The sequence below is a fragment of the Streptomyces sp. NPDC021562 genome (genome assembly GCF_040640875.1).
In the GTDB taxonomy this organism is placed as follows: domain Bacteria; phylum Actinomycetota; class Actinomycetes; order Streptomycetales; family Streptomycetaceae; genus Streptomyces.
Window position 1 is genome coordinate 225,003 of the sequence record NZ_JBFACN010000012.1, and the last position, 17,204, is coordinate 242,206.

General features: G+C 70.4%; 10 protein-coding genes. 5 read left to right on the forward strand and 5 right to left on the reverse strand.

The window, feature by feature from the left end; translation table 11 throughout:
* Nucleotide 1: 1 nt before the first annotated feature.
* From AB0G52_RS20785 to AB0G52_RS20805, 5 genes are all read right to left on the reverse strand, one after another.
* Nucleotides 2–4,174, reverse strand: a complete 4,173-nt coding sequence (locus tag AB0G52_RS20785; RefSeq protein ID WP_361337757.1) for an AAA domain-containing protein — start codon at nucleotides 4,172–4,174, stop codon at nucleotides 2–4.
* 533 nt (nucleotides 4,175–4,707) lie between these two features.
* Nucleotides 4,708–5,475 carry a nuclease-related domain-containing protein gene (locus AB0G52_RS20790; protein WP_361337759.1) on the reverse strand — a complete coding sequence of 256 codons (768 nt, stop codon included), beginning with the start codon at nucleotides 5,473–5,475 and terminating at the stop codon, nucleotides 4,708–4,710.
* Nucleotides 5,476–5,943: 468 nt separating this feature from the next.
* Nucleotides 5,944–7,353 carry an MFS transporter gene (locus AB0G52_RS20795; RefSeq protein WP_361337813.1) on the reverse strand — a complete coding sequence of 470 codons (1,410 nt, stop codon included), beginning with the start codon at nucleotides 7,351–7,353 and terminating at the stop codon, nucleotides 5,944–5,946.
* Entirely contained in the window at nucleotides 7,350–7,958 is a 609-nt protein-coding gene (locus tag AB0G52_RS20800; protein ID WP_361337761.1) for a helix-turn-helix domain-containing protein, read from the reverse strand. Before AB0G52_RS20800 ends, AB0G52_RS20795 begins: the two co-directional genes overlap by 4 nt.
* Nucleotides 7,959–8,132: 174 nt before the next feature.
* Nucleotides 8,133–9,137 carry a cytochrome c oxidase assembly protein gene (locus tag AB0G52_RS20805; RefSeq protein ID WP_132890460.1) on the reverse strand — a complete coding sequence of 335 codons (1,005 nt, stop codon included), beginning with the start codon at nucleotides 9,135–9,137 and terminating at the stop codon, nucleotides 8,133–8,135.
* A gap of 372 nt (nucleotides 9,138–9,509) precedes the next feature.
* Between AB0G52_RS20805 and AB0G52_RS20810 the strand changes: the two genes are divergently transcribed.
* The 5 genes from AB0G52_RS20810 to AB0G52_RS20830 all read left to right on the forward strand — a co-directional run bounded on the left by AB0G52_RS20810 (nucleotide 9,510) and on the right by AB0G52_RS20830 (nucleotide 17,162).
* Nucleotides 9,510–10,172, forward strand: coding sequence for a hypothetical protein (locus AB0G52_RS20810; RefSeq protein ID WP_132890382.1), 663 nt, complete (start codon nucleotides 9,510–9,512; stop codon nucleotides 10,170–10,172).
* Nucleotides 10,173–10,421: 249 nt separating this feature from the next.
* Complete coding sequence (gene pstC, locus AB0G52_RS20815; RefSeq protein WP_361337763.1) at nucleotides 10,422–11,396, forward strand: phosphate ABC transporter permease subunit PstC; 975 nt, start codon at nucleotides 10,422–10,424, stop codon at nucleotides 11,394–11,396.
* 2 nt (nucleotides 11,397–11,398) lie between these two features.
* The gene (gene pstA, locus AB0G52_RS20820; RefSeq protein WP_132890384.1) at nucleotides 11,399–12,871 is read left to right on the forward strand and encodes a phosphate ABC transporter permease PstA; all 1,473 of its coding nucleotides are present in this window, start codon (nucleotides 11,399–11,401) and stop codon (nucleotides 12,869–12,871) included.
* Nucleotides 12,871–14,568, forward strand: a complete 1,698-nt coding sequence (locus tag AB0G52_RS20825) for a substrate-binding domain-containing protein (protein WP_132890385.1) — start codon at nucleotides 12,871–12,873, stop codon at nucleotides 14,566–14,568. The genes pstA and AB0G52_RS20825 overlap by 1 nt, the downstream gene beginning before the upstream one ends.
* Nucleotides 14,565–17,162, forward strand: a complete 2,598-nt coding sequence (locus AB0G52_RS20830; protein ID WP_165939425.1) for a hypothetical protein — start codon at nucleotides 14,565–14,567, stop codon at nucleotides 17,160–17,162. The genes AB0G52_RS20825 and AB0G52_RS20830 overlap by 4 nt, the downstream gene beginning before the upstream one ends.
* Nucleotides 17,163–17,204 lie beyond the last annotated feature (42 nt).

Sequence of the window (17,204 nt, forward strand, 5' to 3'; positions counted from 1 at the left end):
ATCAGGCTCCTTCGAGAGAGACGGACGCATCCTCATCGAGCATGGCGTCGAGTTCATCGCTGGTGAGGTCGGCATCGTCCATCTCTACTGGGGACCAAGTGCTCCCCGAGTCGCCCTGGACCTCCTCGGTGACTCCAGGCCGGATTCCCAGAGCGTCAAGGCGCTTCCACAACGGAGTCAGCGAATCCTCCGGAGATAGGGCGAACTCGCTGCTGCGTATCCGCCAGAACTGCCATCCGGCCCGGCGCAGTTCGCGCTCCCGCTCGTAGTCCTCGCGGATCTGGTCGGGGGTGGAGTGATACGGACTGCCGTCGCCCTCCACGGCGAGGCGGCCCGTCTCTCCGACGACGACGAGGTCGATGCGTTTGCCGCTGACCTTCCACTGGGGGACGACGTGGTAGCCACGTGCCTTGATCCTGCGGAAGACCCGCTGCTCGAAGAGGGACTCGAACGGATCGCACGGCTCGTCGGGCGAGACGGCGGACAGGCCGGGAGAGGTGCCCTGGAGTTCCGGCGGCGCCTGCATGTAGGTGAGGAGGGAGTGGCGCAGGTCCCTGCTGTTCAGCTGATCCGGTGTGACGGAGGTGAACAGCCACATCTGGTCGCGGGCCCGGCTGGCGGCCACGTTGAACCGCCTTCCGTCACCTGGGCCGTTCACGAGCCGTATGTTGTGGGCGTCGACGACTAGCGAGAGCAGGATGACGTCCCGTTCGTCTCCCTGGAACTGTTCGGCCGTGCCGACACGGATGTTGTGCCGGTCCCGGATCGGGGAGTCGATCCGCGTGTCGATGAGGTTCTCCAACAGCCTTGTCTGGAGTCCGGAACGGAGCACGATGACTCCGAAACTCCGTTTCGCGTACGCCTCGTCCTCCGCGAGTTCCAGCAGCTTGGCGACGATGCGTTCGGCCTCGGGCCGGTTGACCAGAGTCTCTCGCCGTCCCTCGCAGTGGCCTTCCTGGACATGGACGACTTCGAGGGGTCGCAGCCGGTCCGCTCCGTACTGGCGCAGCGGCACGAGTTCGTTGTCGGGATAGAACTGGGCGGAGGACCATTTGATGATCTCCGGCATGCACCGGAAGTGCTCGGTGAGCCGGATCGTCTCGCTGAAGCGCGCCGACAGCAGGTCGTAGAGGTTGGACTTGGGGCTGAGCCCGTCCCGCTGCCAGTCGGTGAGATGCGGCAGGAGCGAGTCGAGAAGTTCGTTGAGCCGCTCGTGCTTGCCACCCGTGTAGAACGGGACACACTGTTTGTCGTCGCCCACGACGATGATCCTCGGAGCGAGCCACAGCAGCATCAGCCCGTCCAGACCGACCTGGCTCGCCTCGTCCACGATGACGACGTCGAAGGCGTCCGGCTCGGGATCAATCATTTCGGCCACCTGCTTGATCGGCATGACCCATGCCGGGACCGCGCCACGCGCGTCACGCATCGCGGAGCGGGCGGCCTTCAGGTGCCGTTTGCCGAGTGCCGTCATTCCCCTGCCCGCGTTCGCCGTGGCCGACGCGTAGGCGCTCAGTGCCTGTTTCTGTCCGGCCGTCATCCGGTCCAGGCAGTGGTACAGCGCCCGGTCGGCCGCCAGTTGGGTCACGGTCCTCCGCAACTGCGCCTCGGTTGCTTGCAGTTCTCCTTCCAGCTTGGCTTCCCTGCCAGGTGCCAGCATCGTGTCCTGGAAGGTGCGCGCTCGCCGCCACGCCCAGGCTCCGTTCAGGTCCATGAGGCGGGTCTCCCAAGCCGTCTCCGCCGGGGACTCGGCGAAACGCCGGGCCAGTTCGGGATGGTCCTCGGACAGCCGGTCCAGGAGTTTGCGGGCCTGACGGCGATCGGCCTCCCGGTGGAACGCCTCGGACAGCGCGTCGATCGCGGACGTGTACGCCCGCGGATCACGGGCGGTGACGGCCCGGTGCACCTCCGCCAGTTCGGCCACTCCGCGGGCATCAGGCCGCGGCAGCTGCTCGGCGATGGAACGCAGCCTCTCCTCTGCCGCACGGGCGCGGAGCAGTTGTTCCGCACCGTTCGCCGAGGTACGGACATCGTCCCACTGCTGTGCCGTGCGTACGGTGGCCTTGATCCGGGCCCTGAGCAGGACGTCGTGCAGCTCACGTACGGAGTGGGTGAACCTGTCGACCGCGCGGAGCGTCGGCACCCGGTCCATCAGCTGCGACAGAGCCACCTCCGTGGAGCCGTCGGCCCCGGGCACGCCGACGCTCTGCCAGCGCTCGTTCAGTTGCCGGACGCACTGGCGAGCCGCAAGATGGGCCACCAGAGCGGAGATCTCCTCCGGCGTGCTGGGCTGCCGTCCGTCCACCCGGCAGTCCCGCAAAAGGACTTCGGCTTCCTTCTGCACCGGCTTCAGAGCCAGCTTGCGCAGCTTTCCGCCGCCGCGCAGGTACTGTGCGAGGTCCTTCCCAGCGGCGATCAGACGCGCTTCCTCGGCAAGCGCCACATCGGGTATGTCGAGCACGGTGAAGGGCAGGTGCTGAAACACGCTCTGCACCTCTGCGGCACGGGCGGACGACTGGCGTACTCCCTCCCACAACTGCTGTCGCCGACCTGCCATCCCGTCCTGCAAGGCGGTCGTGGTCCACTCCTCGGGCGGCCAGGCGGCCGGGTCTCCCGGCAGGCCCTCGCTCTGCAGCGCGTGTTCCGCCGCGTCCAGCAGTTCGACCAGCGTCGTAATCAATTCGCTTCCCTGATCGGCGAGTTCGAGGGCGAGCGGGTCGGACGACAGTCCGGTACAGGCGCGCAGAGCGGCGTCCAGGGCGTTGACCGCCTCTTCGAACAACACGGGGGCGACGAAGTCTGCGGGGTCTGGGCAACGGGCGGCATACTCATCAAGCACTCCGGCTCCGTGCCGGGACACCAGACCCAGCAGACGTTGTGCCTCGTCCTGGCTCAGCGAAGGTTCTCGGGGTGCCGAAGCGGGCAAGGCGGGCATCCAGTCGTACTTTGGTGCACCGGCAGTGACGGTCTCCACGATCCCCGCGAGCCGCCCCCGGTAACCGGGTGCCACGTCAGGGTGTTCGTACCACTCCGCCTCACGAACAGCGCGGAGTTCGTCACGGAGCCGCGCGCAGGTGTCCGACAGATCCGAGCGCAGCGCCTCATGGTTCTTGATCCTCGCGTCGAGACGCTCCTTCGACTGGGTGGCACTGAGCTGGGAGAGCGCACGCACGGATTGTTCCAGGTCGTCGCTGCCGTCCTGACGCCGGTCGCCCTGGAGGACACAAAGGCTGCGCAGTTCGGCCGGCAGTTGCTGTCGGAGGACCTTCAGCGCTTGGCCCTTCTCGCTCGTCACGAGCACCCGCTTGCCGTCTGCCAGCAAGGCACACACCAGGTTGGCGATGGTGTGTGTCTTTCCGGTGCCGGGCGGTCCCTGGACGACGACGCCCGTATCGGTCTGAAGGCGCCTCAGTACATCCCGTTGGGCTTCGTTCGACAGCAGCGGAAACAGCGGGTCGGGGCCGAGCGCGGGCGGCACGTCACGCCCCCCCGCCGTACCCCACAGCCTGCGGTCCTCCGCTTCCAGCTGGTACAGCAACTGGGCCAGACCCAGGGGAGCGACGGCACCGGGCTGGGCGAGGCGGTTCGCGATGCCGTCGTAAAAGTTCACGAGGGCGCCCTGGCCGCGCTGGCGGAGAATGATCGCCGGCGCGAACCCGAGCGTGGGCACCGGCAGCATCGGGTCGACGGACGGGCGGCCACAGCCACGGTGGAACGCCGCCGCGCGATCGGTGCCGAACGCCCTCTCCGACCAGTCGGCGAGCATGTCCTGGCAGTCACGGGACAGCGGATGAAATCCGTCCGCATCGACACGGTCCCGCAGCGGGCTCAGCAGACGGGTGCTGTAGCCCTCGTCCGCGCCGAGGAACTCGCCGTCTTCTAGCCGCGCGGGGTCTCCGGGTGCGAGTGCGACGGTGATGGACATGTCCGCCGAATTCACGGTGAGAACCAGCGGCGCCGTCAGAATGTGCCGGGCGATACGCGCGGACGGGCGTGCGGCCCCGATGGTCAGGAATCCGGCTCCCAGTACCGCCTCGTATTCCTCGCCGTCCTGCTGAATCCTGGTCGCCATTCGGTACAGCTGCTGATGGAGTTCCCGGTACGGCCGGTCGACGAGCTCTTTTTCCGACCACTTGCGCCACGCGTCGAGCCATCGCCCGTAGGCGCGCAGCACGTCGTGCGCGTCCTCCCGGCGGATCTCGAAGACCTCGAACAGGTCTCCGTTCTCGTCCTCCTGCCAGCCCTGGCCCGGTCCCGACTCGGCCAGCGGCGGGGCTTCTGGCGTCGCAGTGGCGGCGGCCTCAGGGTCGACCCACCCCGCCAGCACCTCGGGCAGGACAGGAGCCGGGCGCGGCGGGCGGTGGGCCACCTTGAGCAGCGTCTGGTCGCTGTCGGGGCGTTGCCGGAGCTTGTCGTCCGGCAGCCCGGAGAGCCAGAGAACCTCCGGATATTTCTGCCAGTCCCGCACCGGCTTGTACGACCCGCGAACAATTTCGCGCATGTATTCGATGAGTTGGCGCGTTCGGTGGACCGCCTCCGGATCATTCGCACGGAGTGCAGAGTGAAGAGACATCTATCCCCCCAGATCATGGCTCGACAGAAAGCCTTCCAGGATGCAGGAGAGAAGCGGCGCCCTCAACAGGGACCGGCGAGTAATGACGCGAACAGGCCACATTCCGCGAAAGTTGGCTGTAACTCGGCCAACCGTCAAGAGCGAATCCACGTACGGCGATCACGTGCCGCCTCGTACACCGCCTCGACCTGGTCCGGTCGCCAGGCGGTCTTGAGGTGCCTGAACGCAGCTATGTCGCGCTCCTGAAGGACACGCACGTCCCGGAGCGACGGCACCACCTGGAGCCGCGCCGCCGCGACGAAGGCGAGCACCGGCTGAACCTCGACGGGAAAGCCGCACGCAGTCGTCAGCGCGGCAGCGGCCCGTCGCGCCTCGGCTCGGCTCTTTCGCACGTAGGGGTACGACCGGCCGCCTATGCGGACAGCATCGTCGCCCACCCAGACGCTCGCTCCACGATGGCGCTTGGTGTTGAAACAGAAGGCTCCGCCCGGACCGATCAGGACGTGGTCGATGTCGACGTCACCGCCCAGGGGTATGGAATGCAGCGCTCGCCAGTCTCCTCGCCGCGCCAGCCGCTCCAGCTCCGCTCCCACTCGGCGCTCGCCCGCCAGTCCTGCGCGCCAGCTGTCCACCTCCAGACGCCGACCGGACAGCCTGGCCAACGCCCACCGCCAGAAGCCGGGCGTTAGCTCGTCCACCTTCATCTGCAGCGCGTCTCCCGGGCTGTTCCCGGCAAGGTCGTCTTCAGAACGCAGCGCCTTGTGCACTACTGGCGAAGAAGAAGCAGTGAGATAGGGCGCAAGGACATCAAGTACCGCGTCCCGCTGTTCCTCAACCAGAAGCTCCAGATACCCCGTGCGGCGATCGAAGCATGCGACCTTCTTGCCGTCCGACTGATTCACGTAGAGACGGTCATGTCCGTAGCGCTTCCATACGGAGACCTGTAAGCCGCTCACGCGCCCCCCGTTTCGCATCCCATCAAAGGCCAATGACCATGTGACCAGGATCAGAAACAGCGAGCAAGACAGCCTCACGTCTGCGCTGAGCAGGCTGGTGGCCGAGATCGGCGCTTGCCTGCCGGTTCTGCAGACAGGGCGAGGGCACATCCAGGGCACATGAGCCTGGGAAACGGCGTTGACCTATGAGAACTACCGAGAGGAGTTTCCCCAGGTCAACGCACATCCCCCCGCGAAACCCCAGGTCAGCCCCCTCCTGCCCCCAATCGCTGCACGAGTGGCAGGACTTCTCGCACCGGCTGCATGAGGCGGGGCACCAGCCGTACTGCCTGGTGTGGCCGTGAGCTGAGTTTTCTTCCGAGGTGGGCGGGCGAGGTCTTCGGACCTCGCCCTTTTTGGGTACGGGCCGCGGTGCTATCCGTGGGGGTCGGGCAGCGGTGCCTGCGCGAGGGTGGGGGTCGGGGCGGTCGCCGGGGTCTCCGGGGTGTTGCGGGCGCCCAGTACGAGCAGGGCCATCAGGCCGGCGGCCAGGTAGAGCACGGCCTGCGCGTTCAGCAGCGGCACCGGGCCCAGGTGGTCGGCGAGCAGGCCCGCGAGGGCCATGCCGATGGCCTGCGCACCGTTGGACACGGTGGAGAAGAAGCCGAGGGCCCGGCCCAGGTGGTCGGCGGGGACCCGCTGCTGGACCATCCCGAGCACCCCGGCGTAGTAGACGCCACCGGGCAGGCCGACCACGGCGAACAGTGCGACGTACACGCCGAACGCGGTCGTGACCATCGGGGCGTTCCAGATCAGCAGCGCCAGTCCGGAGAAGGACAGCGCTCCCCAGGTGATCAGCGGCCTCGGGTGCACGCGGGTGCCCAGGAAGCCCAGCGCCAGGCCGCCCGCGACGCCGCCGATGCCCTGGATGCTGCGCAGCAGGCCGATCTCGGCGTCGGTGCCGTGCAGGGTGGTCGCGACGAAGACGACGAACAGGACGACGAACAGGCCCTGTCCTATGGCGCAGAGGATGGCCGCGAGGAAGGACACACGCAGGCGGCGGTCGTCGGTGATCACCGCGACGCCTTCGCGCCAGTGCCGGAACATCCGGCCGGGGCCCCCGGCAGCCGCGGGGTCGGCCGCCTCGGCGCGCTGGGCCCTCTCGTCGGCCGCCGAGCCCGCGGACGCCGACGTGGCCATCGGTCCGGCCGGCGCGCTCCCGGTCGCGGCCGCCTCCGGCCCGGGCCGGACCGGCGCGCGTTCGGGCCGGCGGATCCGGCTGACCACGCCGGCCGTCAGGAGCAGGCCGACGACCGAGCCCGCCGCCACCGGGCGCAGTCCCCCGGCGACCACGATGCCGCCGAGCAGACTGCCGCCCAGGCGGCCGAGGTTGGAGTTCAGGACGACCAGGTTGCTGGCCGCCGCGCTCTGCCCGGGCTCCACGAGGTCGGGCAGCAGCGCGTTCTTCGACGTCAGGACGGACTGCGCGCACACCGCGCGCCCCGCGATCACCGCGTAGACGAGCCACAGCTGGCCGCCGGAGGTGACCGGAAGGAGCAGGGCCGCCAGGGCCGCGTGCAGCAGCGTGCAGACGAGCAGCAGCTTCTTGCGGTCGTACCGGTCCGCGGCGATCCCGGCGAGGGAGCCGACGAGGACGCCCGGGGCGAGTTCGATCAGGAAGGCGAGGGACGTCGTCATCGCCGACTCGGTCATGCGGTAGACGAAGATCGGGATGGCGGTGACCAGCATCCAGTCGATCGTGTCGTCGAGCAGCCCGGCCGCCCATAAGGTGCGGAAGCGCGGGTTGCGTATCGGGGAGTTCGCGGAGTTCCGGACGGGGGTCAGCTCTGCTCCTTGGGCCGGCGGAACGCCTGGACGCTGAAGCTGATCTCGGCCGCGTCGGGCGGCACGTCACGGCGGTTGGCGATGATGTACGGGCGTACCAGCAGGTCGATCACCGAGGTCAGGTGGAGGAGTTCGTCCGGCGTGAGGGCGAGCGCGTAGGAGTCGAACACCGCCGCCCGCTGCCACGGCTCCTCCAGTGAGCCGAAGTCGGCAAGGAAGTGCCGCACGAGTCGGGTGAGTTCGCCCAGCTCGGCCCCGACGACCGCCGAGTGGGCGGCGAGCGACTCGGGGCCCTGGCCGTCCGGCAGGAAGTCGAAACCGGTGGCGACCGCGCGCCACGGCCGGTCACGGGCGTCGGAGCCGTCCTCCGCCTCGACGCGCTCCACCAGTCCGTACCGGTGGAGCAGGCGGAGGTGGTAGCTGCAGTTGGAGGCCGAGTCGTCGACCGCCTCCGCGCAGCGGCTCGCGGTGTCCGGTCCCTTCCGCATGAGGTGGTGCAGCAGGCGGAGGCGCAGGGGGTGCGCGAAGGCGCCCAGGACGCGCACATCGGTGATCGGGACCCGTCCGGGGCCGGCGACGGAGTCCGCTCGGGACGTGAAAGACATCTTTCAATACTGCGTCGGGACACCACCGGGCACAAGGCAGCACCCTCGGGACACGGTCGCATGAGCGTCGCTATGGGGCGATGTGCGCCTACCTGCTCGCGTCGGGATCAGGACTTTCGGCCGACCTGAAATATATGTTTCAGGTCCCGGGATTTTTCCCAGCCTGCCGCGCCCTCACCGGTCGCCGTGCTGGCGGCGGATTCGGGAGGCGACCTCGTTCTCCTCCGTCTCCCACCAGGGGCGGACCCGGTCGGTGACGGGGGCGGGGGCGGTGGGGGCGGCCGGCTCCGATGCGGTCGGGGCGGGGACGGCCGCGGCCGCCGCCAGTTGCTGCTCGTCCAGGCGGCGGTCCAGGGCCGCCGTCTGCACCCGTTCCGCCCGCGCCCACTGGAACAGGATCGTCAGCAGGAACGGCAGCGCGACCAGCTCGGCGATGCTCAGCATCGCGCCGCCGCCGATCTGCTGGTCGTGCAGGACGTCGGGGGCCCAGGCCGGATGGTGGTGGAGGTACCACGCGCCCGCGATCAGCGTCCCGTGGGTCATCACGACGACCCCGGGGATCGCGTCGATCACCCCGTCCAGGAAGACCAGGCCCGCCCGCACCGGGTGGCTGCACCACGCCGGCAGCGTCTCCTCACGGGTCAGCACCGGTACGACGAAGAGGCAGCCCGCCACCAGCAGGTGCAGGTACATCAGCTCGTGCAGCCAGCCCACCCGCAGCGCGGTCGCGAAGTACGGCGTGAAGTAGACCGTCAGCTCGGTGGCGAGCACCAGCGCCGTGCTGACCAGGGGGAAGGTGAGCAGGCGGAGCACGCGGCCGGTCATCGCCCGGCGGACCCCGGCCGCCGCCTCCGCCGGCAGCGCCTCCACCGCGAGCCGGAGCGGGTCGCCCAGGGCGAGGCCGAGCGGGGCCACCAGGTCGAGCAGGATGTTCTGCACGGCCGCGGGCCAGAACAGCACGTGGTCGTAGACGGCGAGGCTCGACATCGTCGCCACGACCAGCGCGCCCAGTCCGAGGAACGCGAAGGCGGCGGTCCGGGCCGGGGACCAGACTCCGCCCCGGCCGCGCACCCGCAGCACGCCCCAGCCGTACAGCCCGCCCAGGGCCACGACCAGCAGCAGCGCGGGTACGTCCAGCTGCCACGACGTCAGCAGCCGACCGGCGGTCAGCTCGGCCATCCGGCTCACGGGTCCACGCTCCTTCACTCCGGGACGAAACGGGTCAGGTCAGGCCAGGCCCACTGCGCGACGCTATACCTGGGCCGCCCGGAGCCGGCACCGGGGTGCGTGCTCGGCCGACACGATCACCGGAACGGGTTGCCGGGCCGCCGTCCGCGTCACCGTTTCCGTGCCGCGTCACAGTTCTGTGCCGGGCCGAGGTGATTCTTGTTCACTTTCGTTCGGGTGTACCTAAGGTGATCGACACGGCCTGGAGATCCGACCGTCTCCGCCGTCCCGGGGGCCGCACCGGCACCCCGGGGACGCACGTCCGGGGACACGGGGACACAGGAAACACGGGGGTCTTTCTTCACCATGGGGGAACGTTTCGTCATGCCACGACGACTGTCTGCGTGGCCCATCGCCGCTCTGCTCGCCGCCGTCGGGATCGCCGCGGGGGTGGTGGTCGGCGCACCGGGGCTGGAGACGGTGGTGGGGTGCGGGACCTCGGGGGACCTGTATCCGTCGCAGACCGCGAAGGACTGGGTGACGTACGCCGACCATGTCGTCGTCGCCAGCCCGACCGCGGAGCGGGAGACGAACCGGCGGACCTACGCCAAGGGGGCCGTGGCGTCCGCGACGGACCGGCTGGTGAGCTTCCGTACCGACAGCAGGCTGTGGTCGCGCAGCTCGCCCCGGCACGCCCTCGGCGCCGCATTCGACATGGTCGCCCCCGGCTGGGAGGTCTATCGGTCCAGCGGCGCCCGCGTGGCCGAGACGGCCACCGACGCACCCCGTCTCCAGGTCGGCCACACCTACCTGCTCGCCCTGCGCTGGCACGAGGGCGGCTGGGCCGTCCTCGGCGAGGGCGCGGCCGTGCCCTTCGACGACCACACCGCCGACCGGGGCGAGTGGTGCGGGCGGGTACTGAGCGAGCAGGACGTCGCCGAGGGCGAACGCTTCTCCCGAAAGGACGACCACAGCCTGGAGAAGGCACTGCTGGGCCAGGGAGAACAGTCCGCCAGAGACGCCCTGACCCGCGCAGCCGACGACTGAACCCCGGCGTTTCCCGGGTCTCGCCCCGGGCGGTCCCCCCGTGCACGGACACCCACATCTCCCCCACCTAAATGGCATGGACTGTTCACACGTTCTCCACTTCTGACGGGCTGGAGCGCAAGGAACCGGCCATTGACTCTGCGGCGCGGCTCCCGGATTCGGAGCCGCTTGGGGAGAACCGTTTCCGTTTAGGGGGGCACAGTGGTGTCCGCGCTCGAGGGTTCCGCAGGGGCGGAATCCGAAAGACCCGTGCCCAGGCGGCTGTCCGCCGCCCGGGGGCTCGGGGACCGGATGTTCCGGGTCCAGTTGACGGCCGCCGGCGTCGTCGTCCTCGCCATCATGGCCGCGGTGGGCCTGTTCCTGCTGCTCCGCGCCGGGCAGGCACTGCGGACCCGGGGCGTCTGGGCCTTCCTCAGCACCGCCCAGTGGCAGCCGGACGTCCACCGGTTCGGCATCGCGGCCGTGCTCACCGGCACCCTGCTGATCGCCACCGTCGCCGTCACGATCAGCGTGCCGCTGGCCATCGGGACCGCCCTGTTCATCTCGGACATCGCGCCCCGCCCGCTGCGCCGCACGCTCGTCTCCCTGGTCGACCTGATGGCCGCGGTGCCGTCCGTGGTCTACGGCCTGTGGGGGCTGTTCTTCCTCCAGAGCCACGTGATCGGCCTGTCCAGGTGGCTGTCGGACTGGCTCGGGTGGATCCCGTTCCTGCACGTCGACGGCGCCCGGCCCGGCGAACCGCTGGCCTCCGAGAGCGTCTACACGGCGTCCACGTTCGTCGCCGGGATCGTCGTCGCGCTGATGGTCGCGCCCATCCAGTGCTCGGTGATGCGCGAGGTGTTCACGCAGGCGCCGGCCGGTGAACGGGAGGGCGCCTACGCGCTCGGCGCCACCCGCTGGGGCGTGATCCGCGCGGTCGTGCTGCCGTACGGCATGGGCGGGATCATCGGCGGCACCATGCTGGGCCTGGGCCGCGCGCTCGGCGAGACCATCGCGGTCTACCTGATCATCTCCCCGGTCTTCACCATCCAGCCGCACATCCTGCAGACCGGTTCGAACTCCGTCTCCTCCCTCATCGCCCTGCACTACGGCGATGCCTCCACGTTCGGCATGTCGGCGCTGATGGCCGCGGGCCTCGCGCTGTTCCTGCTCACCCTGGCGGTCAACTTCACCGCCTCCTCGATCGTGGCCCGGTCACGGTCCGGCGCACAGAGCGAGGCGTGACGATGACCGTCGTAGACCTTGAGAAGGGCGCTCCCCAGGACGTCCCGCGAGACACGTCCGGGACGGCCACCGGGGACACCCACGCGGACACCTCCGCAGACACCACCGCGAACACCTCCGCAGGCACCCCGCTCGCCCCGCCCATCGCGTTCCCCGACGTCCCGCGCCGGATCGGCGGGCTGACCCGCTCCGGTGTGCTGTCCCTGCTCGGCGCCGCCGCCTCCGGGCTGTGCGTCGCCGTCCTGCTTTTCGGCGAACTCGCGCCGTTCTCCGGCGCGTTGGGCTTCTTCGTCACCGCATACCTGTCCTTCCTCGCTGTCTACGCGGTGCTGACCGGACTTGAGGAGGACGGCCAGGCGGTCCGGGACCGGGTGATGACCGTCGTGCTGTGGACGGCGGGCGGGCTGATGTTCTGCGCGCTCGCGCTGGTCGTCGGCTTCACCGCGTGGCGCGGCCGCGAGGCCCTGCCGCACGGCAACTTCTTCACCCAGGACATGCAGGCGGCGGGCCCCCTCGACCCGCTGAGCCACGGCGGTGTCGCGCACGCCATGCTCGGCACGCTCATCATGATCACCATCGCGCTGACGATCACCGTGCCGCTGGGCCTGGCCTGCGCGGTGTACCTGAACCAGATCCCGGGCCGCTTCTCGCGGTTCGTCCGCACGATCGTCGAGGCGATGACCGCGTTGCCGTCGATCGTGGCCGGTCTCATGGTGTACGCGGTGTGGATCCTCGGCCTCGGCATGCAGAAGTCGGGGCTGGCGGCGGGCTTCGCGATCAGCGTGATGATGCTGCCGATCGTGATCCGCGCGGCGGACGTGGTGCTGCGGCTGGTCCCCGGCACGCTCACCGAGGCGTCCGAGGCGCTCGGCGCGCCGCGCTGGCGGACGGTCTGGCACGTGGTCCTGCCCACGGCCCGCTCCGGCCTCGCGACCGCCGTGATCCTCGGTACGGCCCGGGGCATCGGCGAGACCTCGCCGGTCCTGCTCACCGCAGGGTTCACGGCGGCGCTCAACGCCGATCCGACGAACGGCCCGATGGTCTCCCTCCCGCTGGCCGTCTTCAACTTCGTCAAGTCCCCCGAACCGACCATGATCGCCCGCGGTTTCGGCTCGGCGGCGGTCCTGATGGCCCTGGTCCTGATCCTCTTCGCGATCGCCCGCGTGATCGGCGGCCGCGGCCCCGGCCACCAGAACAAGCGCCAGGCGCGGCGGGCGGCGCGGGCGTCCCGCCGGGACGCGACGAGGTTCGCCGAGCTCCACACCCCGGGACTGGAGCTGTTCGGGACCGGGGCCGGTGAAGCGCCCGCCCCCGGCGCACCCGCGGCCGACACCGGCAAGCAGTCCCCCGAAGACAACGCACCCGCGGCCGCCGACGGCGGCCCCGCCCCCCAGGGGCCACCCGCACCTGCCCACGAAACCCGCACGGGTGGTGCGGGTGGGAACACAGACCCTGCCACAGGAGACGCGCACTGATGTCCAGCCTTGTCATCAACGCCCTGAGACGGCTGGGCATCCTGGCCGCACTCATCACCGTCCTCAGCACAGCCACCCCCGCCTCGGCCGACAGCTACACCCCCATCGCCGGCGCCGGCTCCACCTGGGCCGAGAACGCCGTCGACGAATGGCGGCGCGCCGTCAACCAGTACGGCATGCGCATCAGCTACGCCGGCACCGGCTCCTCCGACGGCCGCCGCCAGTTCCTCTCCGGGACCGTCGACTTCGCCGTCTCCGACATCCCGTTCCAGACGCACCCCACCGACGGCAGCGCCGCCGAACGCCCCGCGGCCGGCTCCTACGCCTACATGCCGATCGTGGCCGGCGGCACGGTGTTCATGTACCACCTCACCGTCAACGGTCAGCGGGTCACCAACCTCCGCCTCTCCGGCGACGTGGTCACCAAGATCTTCACCGGGGCCGTCAAGACCTGGGACGACCCGGTGATCAAGGCGGACAACCCGGGGCTCCAGCTCCCGCACCGCACGATCGTCCCGGTGGTCCGCTCCGACGGCTCCGGCTCCACCGCCCAGTTCACGCTGTGGATGGCGAACCAGCACCGGGCGCTGTGGAACGCCTACTGCGCGAAGGTCGGCCGCTCGGGGGCGTGCGGGGAGACGTCGTACTACCCCACCGTCTCCGGCATGATCGCGCAGTCCGGTGACCTCGGTGTCGCGGGTTACGTCGCCCAGGGCTACGGCGAGGGCGCGATCGGGTACGTCAACTACTCGTACGCGCTCAACGCGCACTACCCGGTCGCCAAGGTCCTGAACCACGCGGGCTACTACACCGAGCCCACCCCGCAGAACGTGGCGGTCTCGCTGCTCAAGGCGAGGATCAACACCGACAGGAACTCCGCGGACTACCTCACCCAGCAGCTCGACGGCGTGTACAACGACAGCGACCGGCGCAACTACCCGCTGTCCAGCTACTCGTACATGATCCTGCCGCTGAAGGTGCAGGGCACCTTCACCGAGGCCAAGGGCAAGACGCTCGGCGCGTTCTCCTACTACTTCATGTGCCAGGGCCAGCAACAGGCGCCGAAGCTGGGCTACTCCCCCCTGCCGATCAACCTCGTGCAGGCCGGTTTCGACCAGATCCGCCGGATCCCGGGCGTGCGGGCACAGAACATCAACATCAAGAACTGCAACAACCCGACCTTCACCGCCGACGGCGAGAACCGGCTCGCGCAGACCGCGCCCTACCCGGCCGCCTGCGACAAGAAGGGCGCGGCGCCCTGCACCAGCGGCAGCGGCGGCGCCAAGTCGGGCTCGGGCAGCGGCGGCTCCGGGACCGGGACGGCGACCGGCGGCACCTCGGGCGGCACCGGCGGCACGGACGCCCCGACCGGCGGCGCCGGAGGCACCGGCGGCTCCGGCGGGAGCGCCCAGCCCTCCGTCGACCCCGACACCGGCCAGACCATCAGCCCCGGCGGCGGTACGGGCACCGGTACGAGCGCCGGCGGCACCGGCACCGGCGCCGGTGGCACCGTCGCCCTCGCCCAGCCCGTCGCCGTGGCCACCGCGCACGGCTGGACCGGCACCCAGACGCTGATGCTGCTGGCCGCGGTCCTGGTCCTCGGCCTGCTCCTGCTGCCCTCGGTGGTCTCCCGCCTGGTCGGCAGCAGGGCCGGCGGGAGCGACAACTCCCTTGCGGAAGAGCGGGGTTCGCGATGAGAAGCACCCGGGTACGCAACGCGCTGATACGCCTGCTCGCGGGCGCCACCGTCGGCGCTCTCGCCGGACTCGCGGTCGCCCAGAGCGCCCCCACGGCCGCCGCGGCCACCGGCTCCGCCGTGACCGTCTCCGGGCGCGGCGAGTTCAAGGACATGAAGTTCACGGTCTCCCAGACCAGGAACCTCACCAGCCAGGCCGTCACGGTCAGCTGGACCGGCGGCACCCCGACCACCTTCGCGGGCACCCAGTTCAACACGGACTTCGTGCAGATCATGCAGTGCTGGGGCGACGACGACGGCACGGTCCCGTCCGACCCGGGCCCGGCGCGCACCCAGTGCCAGTACGGCGGCTCTCCGACCACCGACCGCACCAGCTGGCCCGGCAACGCCTACGACGACACCCGCCAGGTCTTCTACAGCGCCGACCCCACCAACTACGGCCAGGACAACCGGTACGGCGCCGCCAACCCGAACGCGCCGGGCGAGGTGCCCTTCAAGTCGGTCGACGGCACCACCGTCACCACCCACACGCAGAACAACCAGTTCTTCAACTACAACACCAGCAACGAGATCGACTTCGCCCGCACCAGCGCCAACGGCACCGGGCAGGAGTACTTCGAGGTGCAGACCGCCAACGAGGCGCCCCACCTCGGCTGCGGCGAACCCGTCACCACCGACGGTGTGACCAGGCCCCGCTCGTGCTGGCTGGTGATCGTCCCGCAGGGGCACCTGGACCTGGACGGCAAGCCGTACGCGGACAAGAGCCAGGTGAACGCGGGCTCCCCGGTCTCCTCCACCAACTGGGCGAACCGGATCGCCGTCAGACTGGACTTCAACAGCGTGGGCACCAACTGCGCCCTCGGCGCCGACGAACGTCCCACCACCGGCAGCGAACTGGCGGCCGACGCGATGACCAGCTGGCAGGCCCGGCTGTGCGCGGCCGGCAAGGTCTACAGCTACACCGAACTCGGCGAGCCCGACGCCCGGTCCCGGCTCGGCAACGACGGCTCCTCCGGACTCGCCTTCACCACCCGCGCCCTGGGGGCCGACGCGAGCTCGGCCGCCCCGTCGGACACCACGACGTACGCGCCGGTCGCCCTCTCCGGAGCCGTGATCGGCTTCACCATCGAGCGCAGACCGAGGGCCGGCGCACCGGAGTCGATCGAGGGACTCGCGGGCACCAAGGTCGAGTCGATCAAGCTGACCCCCCGTCTGGTCGCCAAGCTGCTCACCGAGTCGTACCGCAGCTCGCCCTGGGGAGCCGTGATCGGCGGCACCGCCGCCAAGGGCTACGGCTGGGCGAGGAACAACCCGGCGGGCCTGGCGAACGACCCCGAGTTCGTCGCGCTCAACCCCGAGTTCGCGTACTTCTCGGTCTCCGAGACGCCGTCCACCGACACCGACCTGATGACCGCGCTCGGCCACTCCGACTCGGCCCGCGCCGTCTGGCAGTGGATCTTCGCCGACAAGGACGCCCGGCAGTTCCTGGCCGGCGTCCCCGACGACGACGGGATGCGGGTCAACCCGTACTACAGCACCAACGCCGACCTGAACCCGACGGGCTTCGCCTTCGACCCGTCGCACCTCGACGAGTACCCGAAGAGCGACCCGTGGTGCACGATCCCGCCGGGCAGCGGCGCCACGCAGAAGCAGTGCATGACCGACTTCCACCCGTACGTCCAGGACATGCACGCCGGCGCCCTGCACGCCCGGCGTGCCGACACCCTGTGGAAGTCGAGCTGGGACTCGCTCGCCAGCCCGCCGGCCTTCAAGAGCACCGGCCCGCAGACGGTCGGTTCCCGCTTCGTCATCACGATCACCGACGCGGCCTCGGCGGCCCGTTACGGCCTGCAGACGGCCAGTCTCCGCAACGCCGCGGGGAATTTCGTGGCGCCGACCACCGCCTCCCTGACCGCCGCCGCGAACAGCGCCGCCGGCAAGGACGTCGCCGAGATCACCCCGTCCGGCGCGACGGCGAAGGACGCCTACCCGCTGGCGCAGCTGGTCTACGCGGCCGTCCGGCCGGCCAAGATCACGTCCGCCGCCCGCAAGGACTACGCGGCCCTGCTGCAGTACGCGGCCGGCACCGGGCAGGTCAGCGGCGCCGACCCGGGCCGCCTGCCGGCCGGTTACGCGCCGCTGTCCGAGACGCTCCGCACCCGGACCCTCAAGGCGGTCCAGGCGCTGCTGCACTACACCGGGCCGACCGCCGACGGCTCCCACGCTCCGGCCGGCGGAGGCGGCACCGGCACCTCGGCCGGTGGCCCGCCCTCCGCCGCCGCCGGGGCCGACGGCGGCACGGCCGGCGGCACCCGTACGGGTGCCGGAGGCAACGGCGGCGCGAGCGCCTCGCCCAGCGCGTCGGCGTCGTTCGACGGCGGCAAGGCCCTGCAGACCACCGCGGCCGGCAACACCCCGGCCGACCCGGCCAATCCGCTGCGGTACGCCGTCCCGGTCGGGGCCGCGCTCGGGGCGGTCGCCGGGGTGGGGGCGCCCTTCGCGGGCGGGCGTCGGTTGTCGATGGCTTCCGTGACGACGGCCGTGCGTCGGCTGCGGGTGCGTCGTGGCTGGTCGCGCAGTTCCCCGCGCCCCTGACGGGGCGCTGCACACGGGGCGTTGAAAGCCTCACGGAGCCAA